Source organism: Ancylobacter dichloromethanicus (assembly GCF_018390645.1).
Lineage (GTDB): Bacteria > Pseudomonadota > Alphaproteobacteria > Rhizobiales > Xanthobacteraceae > Ancylobacter > Ancylobacter dichloromethanicus.
Window position 1 is genome coordinate 41,407 of the sequence record NZ_JAHBGC010000030.1, and the last position, 15,728, is coordinate 57,134.

The 15,728-nt window shown below is 66.5% G+C and carries 18 protein-coding genes; 7 read left to right on the forward strand and 11 right to left on the reverse strand.

Annotation, left to right across the window (positions count from 1 at the left end; all coding sequences use genetic code 11):
• Positions 1-43 precede the first annotated feature (43 nt).
• From KHC23_RS15475 to KHC23_RS15500, 6 genes are read right to left on the reverse strand one after another with little or no spacing between them, the layout of a single operon-like run.
• A complete protein-coding gene (locus tag KHC23_RS15475) occupies positions 44-745 on the reverse strand; it encodes a helix-turn-helix domain-containing protein (protein ID WP_213373565.1) in 702 nt (233 codons plus the stop codon).
• Entirely contained in the window at positions 745-1,539 is a 795-nt protein-coding gene (locus tag KHC23_RS15480) for an ABC transporter permease (RefSeq protein WP_213373566.1), read from the reverse strand. Before KHC23_RS15480 ends, KHC23_RS15475 begins: the two co-directional genes overlap by 1 nt.
• Complete coding sequence (locus KHC23_RS15485) at positions 1,536-2,444, reverse strand: ABC transporter permease (RefSeq protein WP_246544659.1); 909 nt, start codon at positions 2,442-2,444, stop codon at positions 1,536-1,538. The genes KHC23_RS15480 and KHC23_RS15485 overlap by 4 nt, the downstream gene beginning before the upstream one ends.
• Complete coding sequence (locus KHC23_RS15490) at positions 2,441-3,568, reverse strand: ABC transporter ATP-binding protein (protein ID WP_246544660.1); 1,128 nt, start codon at positions 3,566-3,568, stop codon at positions 2,441-2,443. Before KHC23_RS15490 ends, KHC23_RS15485 begins: the two co-directional genes overlap by 4 nt.
• Entirely contained in the window at positions 3,565-4,608 is a 1,044-nt protein-coding gene (locus KHC23_RS15495; protein ID WP_213373567.1) for an ABC transporter substrate-binding protein, read from the reverse strand. The genes KHC23_RS15490 and KHC23_RS15495 overlap by 4 nt, the downstream gene beginning before the upstream one ends.
• Before the next feature lie 36 nt (positions 4,609-4,644).
• Positions 4,645-5,580 (reverse strand): aminotransferase class IV, encoded by a 936-nt coding sequence (locus KHC23_RS15500; protein WP_213373568.1) that lies wholly within the window; start codon positions 5,578-5,580, stop codon positions 4,645-4,647.
• A 162-nt stretch (positions 5,581-5,742) separates the two neighbouring features.
• Here KHC23_RS15500 and KHC23_RS15505 point away from each other — a divergent pair, with 162 nt between their 5' ends.
• From KHC23_RS15505 to KHC23_RS15530, 6 genes are read left to right on the forward strand one after another with little or no spacing between them, the layout of a single operon-like run.
• On the forward strand, positions 5,743-6,729 hold the full coding sequence (locus tag KHC23_RS15505) for an aldo/keto reductase (protein WP_213373569.1): 987 nt from the start codon (positions 5,743-5,745) through the stop codon (positions 6,727-6,729).
• Complete coding sequence (locus tag KHC23_RS15510) at positions 6,726-7,622, forward strand: amidohydrolase family protein (RefSeq protein WP_213373570.1); 897 nt, start codon at positions 6,726-6,728, stop codon at positions 7,620-7,622. Before KHC23_RS15505 ends, KHC23_RS15510 begins: the two co-directional genes overlap by 4 nt.
• Positions 7,619-8,206, forward strand: a complete 588-nt coding sequence (locus KHC23_RS15515; protein ID WP_213373571.1) for a DUF1349 domain-containing protein — start codon at positions 7,619-7,621, stop codon at positions 8,204-8,206. Before KHC23_RS15510 ends, KHC23_RS15515 begins: the two co-directional genes overlap by 4 nt.
• A 22-nt stretch (positions 8,207-8,228) precedes the next feature.
• Complete coding sequence (locus KHC23_RS15520; protein WP_213373572.1) at positions 8,229-8,657, forward strand: RbsD/FucU family protein; 429 nt, start codon at positions 8,229-8,231, stop codon at positions 8,655-8,657.
• Between the two features lie 34 nt (positions 8,658-8,691).
• Entirely contained in the window at positions 8,692-9,537 is an 846-nt protein-coding gene (locus tag KHC23_RS15525) for a fumarylacetoacetate hydrolase family protein (protein ID WP_213373573.1), read from the forward strand.
• Positions 9,530-11,071 carry a UxaA family hydrolase gene (locus tag KHC23_RS15530; protein WP_213373574.1) on the forward strand — a complete coding sequence of 514 codons (1,542 nt, stop codon included), beginning with the start codon at positions 9,530-9,532 and terminating at the stop codon, positions 11,069-11,071. Before KHC23_RS15525 ends, KHC23_RS15530 begins: the two co-directional genes overlap by 8 nt.
• Before the next feature lie 272 nt (positions 11,072-11,343).
• Here the strand turns inward: KHC23_RS15530 and KHC23_RS15535 are convergent, their stop codons facing one another.
• Together KHC23_RS15535 and KHC23_RS15540 are read right to left on the reverse strand one after the other, a co-directional pair.
• Positions 11,344-12,021, reverse strand: coding sequence for a response regulator transcription factor (locus KHC23_RS15535; RefSeq protein WP_213373575.1), 678 nt, complete (start codon positions 12,019-12,021; stop codon positions 11,344-11,346).
• Positions 12,022-12,159: 138 nt separating this feature from the next.
• Complete coding sequence (locus KHC23_RS15540) at positions 12,160-12,624, reverse strand: secondary thiamine-phosphate synthase enzyme YjbQ (protein WP_213373576.1); 465 nt, start codon at positions 12,622-12,624, stop codon at positions 12,160-12,162.
• A 119-nt stretch (positions 12,625-12,743) separates the two neighbouring features.
• Here KHC23_RS15540 and KHC23_RS15545 point away from each other — a divergent pair, with 119 nt between their 5' ends.
• The gene (locus KHC23_RS15545) at positions 12,744-13,736 is read left to right on the forward strand and encodes an alpha/beta hydrolase (protein WP_213373577.1); all 993 of its coding nucleotides are present in this window, start codon (positions 12,744-12,746) and stop codon (positions 13,734-13,736) included.
• Between the two features lie 3 nt (positions 13,737-13,739).
• Here KHC23_RS15545 and KHC23_RS15550 read toward each other — a convergent pair whose 3' ends face one another.
• The 3 genes from KHC23_RS15550 to KHC23_RS15560 form a co-directional block, all read right to left on the reverse strand.
• A complete protein-coding gene (locus tag KHC23_RS15550) occupies positions 13,740-14,321 on the reverse strand; it encodes a hypothetical protein (RefSeq protein WP_213373578.1) in 582 nt (193 codons plus the stop codon).
• Positions 14,322-14,351: 30 nt separating this feature from the next.
• On the reverse strand, positions 14,352-14,966 hold the full coding sequence (locus KHC23_RS15555) for a 2-hydroxychromene-2-carboxylate isomerase (protein ID WP_213373579.1): 615 nt from the start codon (positions 14,964-14,966) through the stop codon (positions 14,352-14,354).
• Between the two features lie 199 nt (positions 14,967-15,165).
• Positions 15,166-15,597 (reverse strand): MerR family transcriptional regulator, encoded by a 432-nt coding sequence (locus KHC23_RS15560; RefSeq protein ID WP_213373580.1) that lies wholly within the window; start codon positions 15,595-15,597, stop codon positions 15,166-15,168.
• Positions 15,598-15,728: the final 131 nt, after the last annotated feature.

Here is a 15,728-nt window from a genome sequence, read left to right on the forward strand (position 1 = left end):
CGCGTCATTCCTCGTTCTGGAAGCCTTGCGGACTGTGGGTATTTCATTGCTTTTCGTTCAATATTCTATCTTTTATAATTTCACGCAGAGTTTGTGCAAGATTTGGTGTAGCACTAGAACAGGTTATCATTATTTCGCTGGGCTCTTCCGTCAGAGATATGTAAGCGTGTTTCATCGTGCTATCCAAATATACGCTATCGCCCGCCTCCAGCCGTATCGGCTCGTAATACTCAGAGAAAAGCATCACTTTTCCCTTCAAGACATGGACGAACTCTTCTCCGACGTGGGAGGTCATCTCACCGGCCTGCTCGATCGTTTTGGCGCGAACTTCGATATAGATCGGGATGATGCGCTTATGGGCGACGTCCGAGCAGAGATAACGGTAGGTATAGTATTTCGTGTCGAGCTGCTGGCCCTCATAGTGCCGGCTGACGCTGCGGCGGCCGACGACGACGGCGGGTGATCGGTCCTCGGTGACCGGAGGATCAAGAAGGTCGGCGATTTCGACGCCGAGGCCACGGCTCAGCTGCAGCACCTTGTCGAAGGTTGGGGAGAGCAGACCGTTCTCGATCTTCGACAAGGTCGAGGTGGAGATGCCGGTCATCGAGCTTACGTCGGCCAGTGTCCAGCCGTGATGCGCACGCCGGTCGCGCAACAGTTTCCCGAGCGCCGGGGGCTCATTGCTTATCGGAGTGTCTCGGTCTGCCACGTCACGTCCTGCCGCTGGGCTGTTGCGAATGCTCATTATTTTCTCGCCATCGCCTCCTTAAGAGACATCGCGCCGAGAACGGCAAGCGTGATTGTAACGACGAGGACGATGGAAACGAGGGCGTTCACTTCCGGAGTGAAGCCGACCCGCATCATCGCCCATAGCCGGATCGGCAAGGTCGCATCGCCGCCGACCAGGAAGAAAGTCACCAGCGTCTCGTCGAAAGATAGCGTGAAGGCGAGCAGCCCGCTGGTGACGAGGGCTGAGCGCAGCTGCGGCAGCACCACATGGAAGAATGTCTGCCGGCCGTTGGCGCCGAGATCGAGCGAGGCCTCGATCTGGCTGTTCTCCAGGCTGTCCAGCCGTATCGTCACCATCCGGTAGATGATGGCGAGGATCAGCACGACATGCCCGATGGTGACGGTAATGAGACTACGCTCCAGCCCCAATTCGCGGAAGGCGATGAGCAGCGATATGCCCGTAATGATCGCCGGCAGCACGAAGGGCAGGAATATCACGAATTCGACGAAGGCCCGGCCGCGCCGCGCCCCGGTCTTCATGTAATAGGCAAGGCCGAGCGCCAGCGCGGTGGCGAGAACGACGGCGCACGCCCCGACCAGCAGCGTGTTGCCGAGCGCGGCGAGCATCTGCGGATTGTCGCCGAGCCGCCCGTACCACTGGAAGCCGAAGCTGCCCCAGTCGATGCCCTCGCGGGTGATGTCGAAGAACGACAGCAGCACCACCATGAGGGCCGGGCCGTACAGCACGACAAAGACCGTGGCGCCGATGACCCAAAGCAGGGAGATGGTCAATCGCTCGGTGGCGGTCATTTCACCCTCGCATGGCGGGAGATGACGGCGGCGGCGAGGATGATGAGCACGACCGAGAGCAGCAGCACCACGGCCAGCGCGGCACCGAACGGCCAATTGAACGCCATGCCGAACTGGCTCCAGATCGCGCGACCGAAGGTGAAGCCCTGATTGCCGCCAACCATTTGTGGGGTGAGGTAGTCGCCCAGCGCCAACACCATGACAAACAGCGCGCCGACGATCGAGCCCGGCAGGCTGAGCGGCAGCACAACGTTGCGGAAGGTCTGCCCCGGCCGCCCGCCGAGATCGGCGGAGGCCGCCATCAGCGAGGGCGAGATGCGCTCCAGCGACAGGAAGATCGGCAGGATGGCATAGGGCAGATAGATCACCGCCATGGTGATCATCACCGCGGTCTGGTTGAAGATGAACTGCTTGCTCGGCGCCTCCAGCAGCCCGACGGTGACCAGCAGCCAGTTCAAGAAGCCGTTATAGCCGAGGATGCTGCGCATCGCGTAGATTTTGACGATGTAGTTCATCGCCAGCGGGATCACGCTGAGCAGCAGCAGGAGGTAGCGCAGCCGTCCCTCCAGCCGCCACACAAGATAGGCAATGATGTAGCCAAAGATCAGGCTGGTGACCGCGACGATGCTGGCGAGCCACAGCGTTCCGACGAAGACGCCGCGATAAACCGGCTTGGCCAGGAAATCGATGTAATTGGCCAAGGTAAAGGTCTGCACGACCTGGCCGTCAACGGTGATCCAGAAACTGTAGACGAGAAATGTGGCCAGCGGCACCAGGATCAGCAGCGCCGGCAGGCCATAGACCGCCAGCCGCAACACGATGCGGCGCGCCTGCCGGCGCCGCGGCGAGGGAGTGCCCGTGATCATCGGACCGGCGCCGGATGTGGCGAGCGAGAGATCGGTCATGGCGCGCCCCGCGCGACCAGGATGCTGACATCGGCATCGGACCAGCGCAGCGGCACCGGCTTGCCGATGCCGATGCCGTTCCCCAAATCCGGTGTCGGCAGCCGCACCTTGACGGTGTGCGGCGAGCCCTCGCCGAGGCGCACCACGAGCTGGGTGGTCGCGCCGAGAAAGGTGAGGCTCTCCAGTCGGCCGACCATGGAGCGCTGGCCGGCGGTCCCGGTGCCGGCATCGCCGACGCTGAAGCTCTCCGGGCGGATGGCGATCGAAAAGGCGTCGGCCGGCGCCGGGCCGAGCAGGGCATGGCTGCCGAGCGGGCTCTCTGCGACCGGGGAAGCGCCCGAGCCGGTCAATCGCGCCGGCAAGACGTTGTTCTCGCCGAAAAATTTCGCCACGAACTCGCTTTGCGGACGGTAATAGATGTCCTTCGGCGTGCCGATCTGCTCGACCTTGCCGTGATCCATCACCACGATGCGGTCCGACATCGAGATCGCCTCTTCCTGGTCGTGGGTGATGAAGACGAAGGTGGTGCGGATGCGGCGCTGCAGGGCTTTCAGGAAGTCCTGCATCGAGCGGCGCAACTCGGCGTCGAGCGCGCCCAGCGGCTCGTCCAGCAACACCACCCGTGGCTCGCACACGATGGCGCGGGCCAGCGCCACGCGCTGGCGCTGGCCGCCGCTCAGTTCGGCGGGATAGCGCTGTGCCTTGTCGGCGAGATCGACGATGGCGAGGACGTCGGCAACTTTGCGGTCTATCTCCCGGCGTGGGCGCCCGCGCATCTTCAGTCCGTAACCGACATTGCGCGCCACGCTCATATGCGGGAACAGCGCGTAGTCCTGGAACACCGTGTTGAAGGGCCGTTCGAAGATCGGCATGTCGGTGATGTCGACGCCGTCGAGCAGGATGCGGCCCACGCTCGGAGGCGTGAAGCCGCCGAGCATGCGCAGGATAGTGGTCTTACCGGAACCGGAAGGCCCGAGGATGGTAAGGAACTCGCCATCGCCGATCACGAGATCGATCGGCTTCAGCACGTTCACCGCTCCGTAGGATTTGCCGACCCCGGCAAGGTGGATGAGGTTGCGGAAGCTCATGCCGGCATCGGCTCCGGTGTTGGACGCGTCGTTCATTCGACCGGTGTCGCCTTGATCTCGTTCCACAGGTCGATGCGCCGGGCGAAACTCTCCGGGGCCTGCAGGAACACCAGCTTGTCGGCATAGGTCAGGCCGATCGCGGCGTTGGCCTCGGCATTGGTGGTGTTTCCGTAGCCGGTCTTCTCGCTGATATAGGTGCCGACCTGTTTCTCCAGCATGGCATCGATCCAGGCATGGGCAAGCTCGGGGTCACGGGCACCGGCACTGATCGCCCAGCAGTCGATCCAGCCGATGGCACCCTCCTGCGGGATGGTCAGCCCGACATCGACACCCTTCTTGCGCAGCATCGGCGCCTGCGGCTCTCCCATCGACATCATCAGGTCGACGCCGCCCTGGGCGAAGATGCTGACCCCGTCATCGAAGCCGGCATAATAGGTCGAGACGAACCGCTTCTGGTCGAGCAGCTTGGCCTTGATCTCAGCGAACTGGGCGTCGGTCAGGTTGAAGGGGTCCTTGTAGCCGAGCAGCAGCGCGGTGGTGACGATCGCATTGTTGGCGTCGTCCATGGCGATGATCCGGCCCTTGTACTGTTCGTCCCACAGCACGTTCCAGCTCGCCGGCGGCTGCGCGAACACCGCCTTGTCGTAGATCAGCGGGATCGAGCCCCAGGCGAAGGGAACCGCATAGGGTTTGTCATCGAACATGATGGCGGAGACGTCGCGGAACGCCGGCAACAGGTTCGCCGCATTGGGGATTTTGGAAAGATCGACCGGCTGGATCAGCTTTTCCTGCGTCAGGCGCTTGTAGGACGAGGTCTCGATGGCGATGACGTCGAAATCCTCCCCCTTCGAGGCGGTCATCTTGGCGAAGATCTCGTCGACGCTGCCGGTATAGGTGATCTTCACCTTGGCGCCGGTCCTGGCCTCGAAGGCCTTGACCCAGGGCTCGTCGGCATAGCCTTCCCAGGTCAGGACACGCAGTTCCTTTGCTGCGGCCATTGCGGGAACTGTGGCGGCGGCCACAAGCAGGCCGGCAAGGCCGGCGGCGGCGCCGGTCATGAAGTCGCGTCTGTGCATGGAAGTCGTCCTCTGGATTGCTTTTGGATCGTCCGTTCACGCGGCGGGCATCGTTCCGGCACCGGTGTAGTTCACCTCGGTGCGGTGCCAGCCTTCGGCATGTTTCTGCCAATAAAGTTGCTTCAGCCGCAGGCTCAGCGGCCCGGGGGCGTCATTGCCCATGATGTGGCCGTCGACCCGCGAAACCGGCATCACGCCGCCGGCGGTGGTGGTGCAGAACATCTCGTCGGCGCTAAGCAGGTCCTCGCGGCGCAGCGGCGCGAGGCGGGCGGGCACGCCGGTCAGGGCGCAGAGTTCCAGCACCGAGCGGCGGGTGATGCCTTCGAGCGCGCCGCGATCGGGTGTCAACACCTCGCCATTGCGGACCATGAACACGTTGAAGCCGGGCCCTTCGGTGACGAAACCCTCGGCGTCGAGCAGCACGGCAGTGTCCGCCCCGGCGTCATGGGCTTCGAACAGGCCGCGCGTGAGATCGCCCCAATGGTAGTTCTTCATCGTCGGGTCGATCGAGGCGGCGGGAATGCGCGGCACGCTGGCGATGTGGAGATGAGCGCCGCGCGCCTGCACGTCGGGCGGGATGACGTCGATCCAGGGAATGGCGTAGGCGCTGAAGAGGTTGTCGCAATCCGCCGGACGGCGCGAACCGAAGACCCGCGGCCGGCCGCGGGTGCAGATCATCGCGACATAGGCGTCGCGCAAGTCCGACAACGCCACGCAGCGATCGAGGATCGCCGCGATCGCCGCGCGGGCGTGCGGCGGCACCAGCCGCAGCCCCGCCAGCGAGCGCTCGAACCGGTCGAGATGGTCATCGAGCCGGAAGAAGCCGCCATCGCGGACATGGACGACGTCATAGGTCACATCCGAGCGGGTGAAGCCCCAGTCGAGAATCGACACGCGGGCTTCCCGGGCCGGAACATAGCGACCTTCGACGAAGGCGGCGCCCTGTGAGAAATCGGGAGTATCGGACGTCATGCGGCACATGTCCTGGGTGGAGCTTCAGGCGGCTTGCAGGTGGAATGATGCGGGGTGAATATCCGATTGGCAACAGAAATTTCATATACGAAAAATAAATTGACATATCCGCAATAGCCGGCGACATCTGGCCCCTCAGCAACGCGATCCATGGGAACACGCATGCCACGCGCGACGGACACAGGGCGCCTCGGTTCGACCGGGCTGCGGATCACCCGACTGGGGCTCGGCACGGCGCCGCTCGGCGGGCTCTATGAGCCGGTAAGCGACGAGGCCGCGGAAGCGACCATCACCAAAGCGTGGGACCTTGGCCTGCGGTTCTTCGATACCGCTCCGCAATATGGCAACGGGCTCGCCGAGCGCCGGCTCGGCGCCTTCCTCGCCGGCCAGCCGCGCGACAGCTACGTGCTCTGCACCAAGGTCGGCCGGCTGCTGCGCCGGCCGGCGCAGGCGGTGGGCGAGGACGCCTACTACAAGGGCACCCCGCCGGAGCGGCCGGTGTTCGACTTCAGCTATGACGGGGTGATGCGGTCATTTGAGGAAAGCCTGGAGCGGCTCGGCACCGGCCGGATCGACGTGCTGCACATCCACGATCCCGACGATCATTATGACGAGGCGGTGGCCGGCGCCTACCGGGCGCTCGACCGGCTGCGCAGCGATGGCCTCATCGGCGCCATCGGCGCCGGCATGAACCAGAGCGAGATGCTGGCCAGCTTCGCCCGCGCCGGCCGCTTCGACTGTTTCCTGCTAGCCGGCCGCTACACGCTGCTGGAGCAGGGCGCGCTGGCGGATTTCCTGCCCCTGTGCGAACGCCAGGGCATCGGCGTCATCATCGGCGGCGTCTATAATAGCGGCGTACTGGCCAACCCGGCGCCTGGCGCCAAGTTCAACTATGCCGATGCCGACCCGGCGCTGATCGCCCGCGCCCGCGACCTCGACGCGGCCTGCGCGCGCCACGGCGTGCCGCTGAAGGCGGCGGCGATCCAGTTCCCGGCCGCCCATCCCGCCGTCGCCACCATCCTCACCGGCGCGCGCAACGCGGCCGAGATCGCCGAGAACGAGGCGCTGTTCCGCCATCCGATCCCGGCCGCTCTGTGGGAAGATCTGCGCGCCGGCGGCCTGATCGATCCGGCGGCGCCCACGCCATGAGGCCCGCCCCGCGTCTCGTCATCGACGCCCACCAGCATTTCTGGGACCCCTCCCGCGCCGCCTATCCCTGGATGGCGGGGGAGGCGATGGCGCCGCTGCGCCGGCCCTATGGTCCCGCCGATCTCGCGCCACTGCTGGCGGCCTCCGGGGTCGACGCCACGCTGCTGGTGCAGTGCCGCCACGACGCGGCCGAGACCGAGGAATTCCTGGCCCTCGCGGCCGTCACGCCTTTCGTGATCGGCGTGGTCGGCTGGGTCGACCTTGAAGGCCCGGACGTCTCCGGCGCGATCGCCCGGCTGCGCGCCCTGCCGGGCGGCGACCGCCTGGTCGGCCTACGTCACAATGTGCATGACGAGCCCGAACCGCACTGGCTGACCCGTCCCGGCGTCCTGCGCGGACTGGAGGCGGCTTTCGAGGCGGGGCTTACATTCGACCTGTTGGTGCGTTCCCGCGAGCTTCCCGCGGCGACCGCCTGCGTGCGCCACTTCCCCGGCGCGCCTTTTGTGCTCGACCACATGGCCAAGCCGCCGATCGCGTACGGTTTCGATACACAATGGGCGGAGCGCTTCGCAGAGATCGCGACGTTCGACAACGTCCGGTGCAAAGTGTCGGGGCTCGTTACCGAGGCCGCCTGGGACGGCTGGTCGCCCACGACCTTCGATCCCTATCTCGCCCTCGCCAGGCGCGCCTTTGGCAGCCGGCGGCTCATCTTCGGCTCCGACTGGCCGGTGGCGACGCTCGCGGCCGATTATGGCGCGGTTAAGGATATCGCCGCGCGATGCTTCTCTGACGATCAGGAAGCCGAGCGACGCCTATTTGCCGGCAATGCGATCGACGCTTATCGCCTCGAACCCCTGCTTCGCCTCCATTCCCACAGCGAGACATACCTATGACCGACGTCGATCTAGGCACCGGCCGTTGGCTCAACGAGCCCGCCAGTTGGTCCATCGCCTCCGGCACCCTGCATCTGGCGACGGATGCGGCGACAGATTTCTGGCGCGAAACCCATTACGGCTTCGTCCGCGACAATGGCCATTTCCTCGGCTTTACCACCGGCGAGGCATTCACCGCGGAAGTGCGCGTTCAGGGCGCCTACCCCTCGCTATATGATCAGGCCGGCCTGATGGTGCGGATTGACGAGACACGGTGGGTCAAGGCAGGGGTCGAGTTCAGCGACGGGCATCTCAACTTCAGCGTAGTGGTGACCGATGGCCGCTCCGACTGGTCGGTGACGCGGCTGGACGGAGATCTCGCCGATATGCGGCTGCGCCTCACTGTGAAGGGCGGCGCCCTGCGGGTGCAGGCCTCCACCGACGGCACGACATGGCCGCTGCTGCGCCTGGCGCCGTTCCCGGCGATGCCCGCCTATCGGGTCGGGCCGATGGCCTGCACGCCGGAACGTGCCGGTCTGGAAATCGCCTTCTCGGAATTCCGCATTCTGCCGCCGACCGAGCGCGACCTGCACGACCTTTCATGACGACAACAGCCAGGCGGACACCATGCTGATCGGCATCGACCCTATACTGAATCCGGACATTCTCCACGCGCTGCGGGCGATGGGCCACGGCGATGAAATCGTCATCGCCGATGGCAGTTTTCCCGCCGAGACCGTGGCGCGCCGGCTGGTGCGCATGGAGGCGAGCGACATGCCGCGCATGCTGCGCGCCGTGCTCAGCGTGCTGCCGATCGACGAATCCGAGCCCGACCCGGTACTGGGCATGGAGGTCATCGGCGAGCCCGACACCCTCATGCCCGCCCATCGCGCGATCGAGGCGATACTCGGCGAAGTCACAGCGGGCGCTGTCGGTCTCAAGCGTATCGAACGCTTTGCCTTCTACGAGCGGTCCAAACAGGCCTTCGCCGTGATCGCTACCGGCGAGCGGCTGTTCTACGGCAACGTCATCATCCGCAAGGGCACGGTGGCCTGACCCTGAGAGCCGCCGGACATCTGGAGACACAGACGTGAAACTGTTGCGTTATGGCCCCGCCGGCGCGGAGCGCCCGGGGCTGCTCGATGACGTTGGCCGCATACGGGATCTCTCGGCCATCATCCCCGACATATCGGGCAAGAGCCTGTCGCGTGCCGGTCTGAATGCGTTGCGACGTCTCGATCCGGCGGCGCTGCCGCTGGTGGCGGATGCGGTGCGGCTCGGCCCCTGCGTCGCCGGCGTCGGCAATTTCATCGCGGTCGGGCTCAATTATGCCGACCATGCCCGCGAGAGCGGCTTGCCCATTCCCGATGAGCCGGTGCTGTTCAACAAGGCGCCGTCCTCGATCGCCGGGCCGAACGACCCCATTCTCATCCCCCCCGGATCGAGCAAGCTCGATTGGGAGGTTGAGATCGCCATGGTCATCGGCGAGACCGCTTATGATATCCCCGAATCTGACGCGCCGGATGTCATCGCCGGCTACTGCGTCTGCCATGACGTTTCCGAGCGCTCCTTCCAGAATGAGCGCGGCGGGCAGTGGACCAAGGGCAAGAGCAGCCCGGGCTTCGGCCCGCTCGGGCCCTGGCTGGTGACTGCGGACGAGATCGCGGACGTGCAGGATCTGGCACTCCGGCTCGACGTCAATGGTGCGCGCATGCAGGCCGGCTCCACAGCCACGATGATCTTCGGGCTGCATTTTCTCGTGTCCTATGTCTCGCGCTTCATGCGGTTGGAGCCGGGAGACGTCATCACCACCGGCACGCCGCCCGGTGTCGGCATGGGCCAGCGCCCTCCGCGCTATCTGAAGGCCGGCGACAGCGTCGAGCTGGGCATTGCGGGGCTCGGTACCCAGCGCCAGCAGGTGCTGGCCCATGGTTGACCCCGAAGTAATTGTGAGGTCGGCGCCGCGCAGCGTGCGGATGGATCCGGGCGACAATCTCATCGTCGCGGTCGACGCCATCGAGCGCGGCGTCGCGGCGGGTGGCGTCGTCGCTGCCGACCGCATCCCGCGCGGCCACAAAATGGCGGTGGCGCCGATCGAGACCGGCGCGCCGATCATCAAGTTCGGCCAGATCATCGGCTTCGCCACGGCTGCCATCGCGCCCGGCACCTGGCTGCACGAGCACAATGTCGGTCTCAGGGATTTCGAGCGCAACTCCCGCCCGGCCGGGGATGCGGCCGGCCCGCCGCCAGCCGCCATCGAGCCGCCGGTCACCTTCGAGGGCTTCCGCCGCCCGGACGGCAGGGTCGGCACCCGCAATTATGTCGGCATATTGAGTTCGGTGAACTGCTCCGCCACCGCGGCGCGGTTCATGGCGGAGGAGATCGTGCGCTCCGGCGTCCTGGCCGATTTTCCCAACATAGACGGCGTCGTTCCGCTGGTTCATGGCACCGGCTGCGCCATGGACACCGAGGGCGAAGGCTTCGAGGTGCTGAAACGCACCCAATGGGGCTATGCGGCAAACCCGAACATGGCCGCCGTCATCATGGTCGGCCTCGGCTGCGAGGCGTTCCAGATCGACCGCTGGAAGCAGGCCTATGGCATTGTCGAGAGCGAGCGCTTCCGCAGCCTGACCATCCAGCAGACCGGCGGCACGCGAAAAACCGTGGAAGCCGGCGTCGCGGCCATCCGCGATATGCTGCCGCTCGCCAATCGGGTGCAGCGCGAGCGCGTGCCGGCGTCCCACCTCATGCTGGCGCTGCAATGCGGCGGGTCGGACGGCTATTCCGGCATCACCGCCAACCCGGCATTGGGCATTGCCGCCGACCTGCTGGTCGCCCAGGGCGGGACGGCGATCCTCTCCGAGACGCCGGAAATCTACGGTGCGGAGCATCTGCTGGTCCAGCGTGCGGCAAGCGCCGAGATCGGCGAGCGGCTGATAGGGTTGATCCGCTGGTGGGAGGATTATGCCGCGCGCCATCGCGGCGTCATGAACAACAATCCGTCCCCCGGCAACAAAGCGGGCGGGCTCACCACCATCCTGGAGAAGTCGCTCGGGGCGATCGCCAAAGGCGGCAGTTCCCCGCTGGCCGGCGTCTATCGCTATGCCGAGCCCATAACCCAGAAGGGGCTGGTGTTCATGGACACGCCCGGCTTCGACCCGGTCGCCGCCACAGGCCAGATTGCGGGCGGCGCCAATGTGCTCGCCTTCACCACCGGGCGCGGTTCCGCCTTCGGTTCCAAGCCAACACCCTCGATCAAGCTGGCGACCAATACGCCGATGTATACGCGAATGATCGAAGATATGGACGTCAACTGCGGCGACATCCTCGACGGCGTGTCGATCCAGCAGAAGGGCCGCGACATATTCGAGCAGATTCTGGAGGTTGCCTCCGGTCGCCGGACCAAATCCGAAATGCTCGGCTATGGCGACCACGAATTCGTGCCGTGGCAGATCGGCGCCACGATGTGAGAGGCCGAGAGGGTTGCACCTGGCAACTTGGTGCGGCCGGCCCATGGGCGTCAGAGGCGATTCGAACTGGAGCCCGTCCGGTGAAAGCCGGGTTACCAGACGGGCTCTAGGTGTTTGTTTTTAAGCATTTTTTCACGCGAACCAGAACTCATTTCGCTCGAAAATGCTTCAGCGGCACCTTTCCGGTGATCAGATCCGGGATATCTCAAATCTCGCTCTCGAGCGTGTGTCGGAGTCGGTTGAGACCTGCCCCGCGGATGACGGCGCTCACCTCACCCCGCCGCCGAGGCCCCCTGCGCCCAGGTGCCGCCCTCGATCTTGGAGGCGGCGATCACCGCCTGGGTGCGGCTCTCGACCCCGAGCTTCTGCAGAATGGCGGAGACATGCGCCTTCACCGTCGCCTCCGAGACGCCGAGTTCATAGGCGATCTGCTTGTTGAGCAGCCCCTCGGACAGCATCATCAGCACCCGCACCTGCTGCGGGGTCAGGGTGGCGAGGCGGGAGACGAGGGCCTGCGTCTCCCTGTCGGCGCCTCCGGTGAGGTCGACATCCGGCGGCGACCAGGTGCGCCCCTCCAGCACCGCGCCGATCGCCGCGCGCATGGTCTCCACCGCGCTGGTCTTGGGGATGAAGCCGGAGGCGCCGAATTCCATGCAGTTGCGGATGACGCCCGGCTCCTCATTGGCGGAGACCACCACCACCGGAATGCCGGGATATTGCGCGCGCAGATACATCAGCCCGGAAAAGCCGCGCACGCCGGGCATGGTGAGGTCGAGCAGGATGAGATCGAGGTCGCCCTCGCGTTCCAGCAGCGCCTGAAGGTCCTCGAAGCCGCCGGCCTCGAACAGTTTTGCCGCCGGGAACTGACGGGACACCGCCTCGCGCAGCGCGCCCCGGAACAGCGGGTGATCGTCCGCGATCACCAGCCGGAAACTCGTCGTCGTGTCCACGCGCAGAGGCCCTCTCCACCTGCACGGACCTGCCCTCGGCGCAGGTCCGGGCCGCGATCATGGTGCGGACGGAACGCCACCGCAAGCCGCAGTGCCTGCCTGCCCGCAGCGGGCCCATCGCAAGTCAACGCTCGACCTTTAGTGGGCCTCGCCCACAAACGCCACAACCAATTCGCGCCGGTGCGGCCGCACCCGGTGCTCGACCAGATAGAGTCCCTGCCAGGTGCCGAGCGCCATGCGCCCCTCCAGTACCGGCACGGCGAGGCTGACGCCGGTCAGCATCGCCTTGATATGGGCGGGCATGTCGTCCGGCCCTTCAAGGTCGTGCACCCAGCCGGCATTCTCGGGCGCCAGCCGCTCCAGCGCGGTGAGGAGATCGACCCGCACGTCCGGATCGGCGTTTTCCTGGATGGTGAGCGAGGCGGAGGTGTGCCGGCAGAACAGCGACACCTCGCCGTCGCCGGCGCCGACGCCCTCCAGGAACGCCGCCACCGCACCGGTGATTTCGGTGAAGCCGCGCCCGCCGGTGTCGACCGCCAGAGTGGTCGAGAAGCGCCGCGACACCACGCTTTCGCGCACCTCGCCTTGTCGGATACGCACCATCGACATGCCTCCTGTCACCCTTGCGCGCTGGACGTAGCGCACCAGCTAGGTTTGGATAGACCCCATCAGCCCCTGATGACAGGTCCTTCGCCACGCCCATTCCGGAGTGATGCTCACTCATGACGTCAGCGCTTCCCGAAACGCCCATCCACACCATCGCCCCGCTGGTGGTCGATCCCGCGCTCTTCGATCCCGCCTCCATCGCCCCCGATACCCGGGCGGTGAATGCGAGCATCATCAAGGCGCTCGGCGCCATACCGGACCGCTGGGTGTTTCCGATGGCCATGCTGCGCAAGCTGCGGCTCGACGGCAAAGGTCCGTTCCCGCTCTCGCCCGAAAGCCCCTATGCCCAGGTGATCGAGATCGAGGGCCCGCGCGGGCCGGTGCCGCTGCGCATTCTTACCCCCGGGACGCCGCCGAAAGGCGTCTACCTGCACTTTCATGGCGGCGGCTGGTGCCTCGGCTCGGCGCGCGAGAATGACGGGCTCAACCACCGCTTCGTCGAGCGCACCGGCTTTGCCGTGGTCTCGGTCGACTACCGGCTGGCACCCGAACTGCCCTATCCCGCCGGGCCCGATGATTGCGAGGCCGCCGCGCTCTGGCTGGCGCGCGAGGGCGCGGCCCGCTTCGGCACCGACCGCTTCGCCATCGGCGGCGAATCGGCGGGCGCCAATCTCGCCGTCGCCACCCTGCTGCGCCTGCGCGACCGGCACGGCCTCACCCCGTTCCGTGCCGCCAACCTCAATGCCGGCAGCTACGACCTCGGCCTGACGCCGAGCGCGCGGCGCTGGGGCGACGAGCCGCTGGTGCTGAACACCAAGGACATCAACGTCTTCGTCGGCCATTACCTGCGCGAGGGCGGCGAGGTCGGGACGGACGACATCTCGCCGCTCCACGCCGATCTCGCCGGCCTGCCGCCGGCGCTGTTCACCATCGGCACCCGCGACGCGCTGCTCGACGACACGCTGTTCATGGCGCCGCGCTGGCTCGCCGCCGGCAATCACGCCGAACTTGCCGTCTATCCCGGCGGCTGCCATGTCTTTGTCGGCTTCCCCGGCACGCTCGCCGATCAGGCCGCCGCGCGTATCCACGCCTTCATCGGCACCTGCTGACGTTCAAAGGCCCTGCTCTTGCCCCTGCCCCTGCGCGGGCGGGGTCGCCGGGTGCCCGGCGCCGGGGGGAAATTCCTCGCGGAACCGCTCGATCATTTCGAAGAAGCGGCGGAAGGCCTGTTCCGCCAGATCCATCGCCTGGTCGAGGCGCTTCCGCGCCTGCGCCGGCAGCTCCTCGTCAGTGTCGGGCGGGGGAGACGCGGGTGCCTGCGCCGCTGGCGGCTCGGCCTCTTCCGGCGGCGTCGTCTGAGGCGGCACCATGATGTCGGGAACGCCCGACGCGCGGCCCGCCCGTCCCGCTTCCAGCGCCGCGATGCGGGCCTGGAGCCGGCCGATCTCCGCCTCCAGCGCCGCGCGGTCGTCCGGCACCGCCTCGCAGGTCCAGCCGCCGGAGCGCTGGGCGCAGAACGACATGGCGCCGGTGCGGGTATCGAGCCGCATCAGCCCGCCCTCCACCGGCAGCATGGAAAAGGGTGCGCGCTCGCCGGCCGGCTGCGCCTGCGCGCCGCCGGTGGCCACAAGCGTCCCGGCGAGAAGAGCGACGCTCCCCAGCCCGGCCGTCGCCGCGATGATGTTCAGCCGCATGTCCGAACCTCCTTCGGCCTGGCGCCGACGCTACGGCGTGAACGGCGCCCGTCCGCTCGACAACGCCCGGTCGAGCAGTTCGATCCGATCCTGTCCCCAGAACACCTCGCCGTCGAGCACATAGGCGGGCGAGCCGAACACGTCGGCGGCAACGGCATCGTCGTGATTGGCCTGGTAGATGATGGCCGTACGGTCGTCCGCGGCCGCCTCCAGCAGCGTGGCGGGCAGGCCCAGCTCCACCAGCACCGCCGCCAGCGTCGCCGGGTCGGCCAGGTTCTCCTCGCGCTGCCAGACGCCGGACATCAGCCGTCCCGCCAGCGGCGCCACGTCATGGCCGCCGATCTGCGCGGCGATGAGCAGCCGGTCACCCGGCCGGGGATCGAAGGGCCAGTGCGCGGGGTTCACGTTGAATTCGATACCGCGCGCCTCGCGCCAGCGCTTCAGCTCCAGCATCCGGTAGCGCTGGCGGGCCGGGTGGCGCCTGGAAAGCGGCAGGCCGCCGGTCTCGGAGAACAGCTCGCCCAGCAGCACGGGGCGGCAATTGACCCGCGCGCCGTGGCGGCGGGCCAGATCGAGGAAAGGGGCATGGCCAATGAAGGCCCAGGGACTGACAACGGAAAAATAGTAGTCGATCAAGCGGGACATCGGGGCACTCGGCGCAAGGGGCTCTGTGCGACAGCGAGCCGTCCGGCGGCGGGCGATCGCCCGCGCCGTAGCGTCCCTGCCGCGTCGCGCACGCTAGAGCACAGGTCGCGCCGAGGGAATGCCGGGTCGACGAAAGAAGACGGCGCCCGCGAGGGGCGCCGCCGGTATCTGCCATCTGGCGGGAGAGAAAGCCGGCCGGTCAGGCAGCGCTGCGGGCGGAGAAGGCGGCCACCATCTGGCGCAACTCGCTGATGGCTTCCTCGATCTCGACCTTCTGCTGCTCCAGCAGGCCGAGCTGCTCGGCACATTTTTCCTTGGTGAGCGCGAGACCGCCGGCCGGCATCGCGCCGCCTTCGCGCAGGGCAACCATGGCCTTGATTTCCGCCAGGGTGAAGCCGAGCTTCTTGCCCTTGAGGATGATGGCGAGGCGCGAGCGCTCCGCCGGGCTGTAGAGGCGGGTCAGGCCCTCGCGGCGGGGGGCCAGCAGCCCCTTGTCCTCATAGAAGCGCAGGGCGCGCAGCGTCACGCCGAACTCGCGGGCGAGATCGCCAATGGTGAAGAAATCGCTCTCGCCCGAGGGGGCGGTCGAGAGGTCGGCAGTGCGTTCGGCCTCGTAGGAGGTGAAATCCATCTGGGCAACTCCGGAAAGGGGGGCAACGCGTCAGCGATGTTGCCGCACTGTCGCAGAGAGGTTGCCGCAAGGGGAGAAAGTCACACCCGACGTTAGGGAAACTTACTGTTAAATGAAAATCCATCTTATTG

Bases quoted from the DNA above. Each gene is read 5' to 3' on its own strand.
- KHC23_RS15475 (WP_213373565.1), bottom strand. From the start codon at position 745: ATGAGCATTCGCAACAGCCCAGCGGCAGGACGTGACGTGGCAGACCGA.
- KHC23_RS15480 (WP_213373566.1), bottom strand. From the start codon at position 1,539: ATGACCGCCACCGAGCGATTGACCATCTCCCTGCTTTGGGTCATCGGC.
- KHC23_RS15485 (WP_246544659.1), bottom strand. From the start codon at position 2,444: ATGACCGATCTCTCGCTCGCCACATCCGGCGCCGGTCCGATGATCACG.
- KHC23_RS15490 (WP_246544660.1), bottom strand. From the start codon at position 3,568: ATGAACGACGCGTCCAACACCGGAGCCGATGCCGGCATGAGCTTCCGC.
- KHC23_RS15495 (WP_213373567.1), bottom strand. From the start codon at position 4,608: ATGCACAGACGCGACTTCATGACCGGCGCCGCCGCCGGCCTTGCCGGC.
- KHC23_RS15500 (WP_213373568.1), bottom strand. From the start codon at position 5,580: ATGACGTCCGATACTCCCGATTTCTCACAGGGCGCCGCCTTCGTCGAA.
- KHC23_RS15505 (WP_213373569.1), top strand. From the start codon at position 5,743: ATGCCACGCGCGACGGACACAGGGCGCCTCGGTTCGACCGGGCTGCGG.
- KHC23_RS15510 (WP_213373570.1), top strand. From the start codon at position 6,726: ATGAGGCCCGCCCCGCGTCTCGTCATCGACGCCCACCAGCATTTCTGG.
- KHC23_RS15515 (WP_213373571.1), top strand. From the start codon at position 7,619: ATGACCGACGTCGATCTAGGCACCGGCCGTTGGCTCAACGAGCCCGCC.
- KHC23_RS15520 (WP_213373572.1), top strand. From the start codon at position 8,229: ATGCTGATCGGCATCGACCCTATACTGAATCCGGACATTCTCCACGCG.
- KHC23_RS15530 (WP_213373574.1), top strand. From the start codon at position 9,530: ATGGTTGACCCCGAAGTAATTGTGAGGTCGGCGCCGCGCAGCGTGCGG.
- KHC23_RS15540 (WP_213373576.1), bottom strand. From the start codon at position 12,624: ATGGTGCGTATCCGACAAGGCGAGGTGCGCGAAAGCGTGGTGTCGCGG.
- KHC23_RS15545 (WP_213373577.1), top strand. From the start codon at position 12,744: ATGACGTCAGCGCTTCCCGAAACGCCCATCCACACCATCGCCCCGCTG.
- KHC23_RS15550 (WP_213373578.1), bottom strand. From the start codon at position 14,321: ATGCGGCTGAACATCATCGCGGCGACGGCCGGGCTGGGGAGCGTCGCT.
- KHC23_RS15555 (WP_213373579.1), bottom strand. From the start codon at position 14,966: ATGTCCCGCTTGATCGACTACTATTTTTCCGTTGTCAGTCCCTGGGCC.
- KHC23_RS15560 (WP_213373580.1), bottom strand. From the start codon at position 15,597: ATGGATTTCACCTCCTACGAGGCCGAACGCACTGCCGACCTCTCGACC.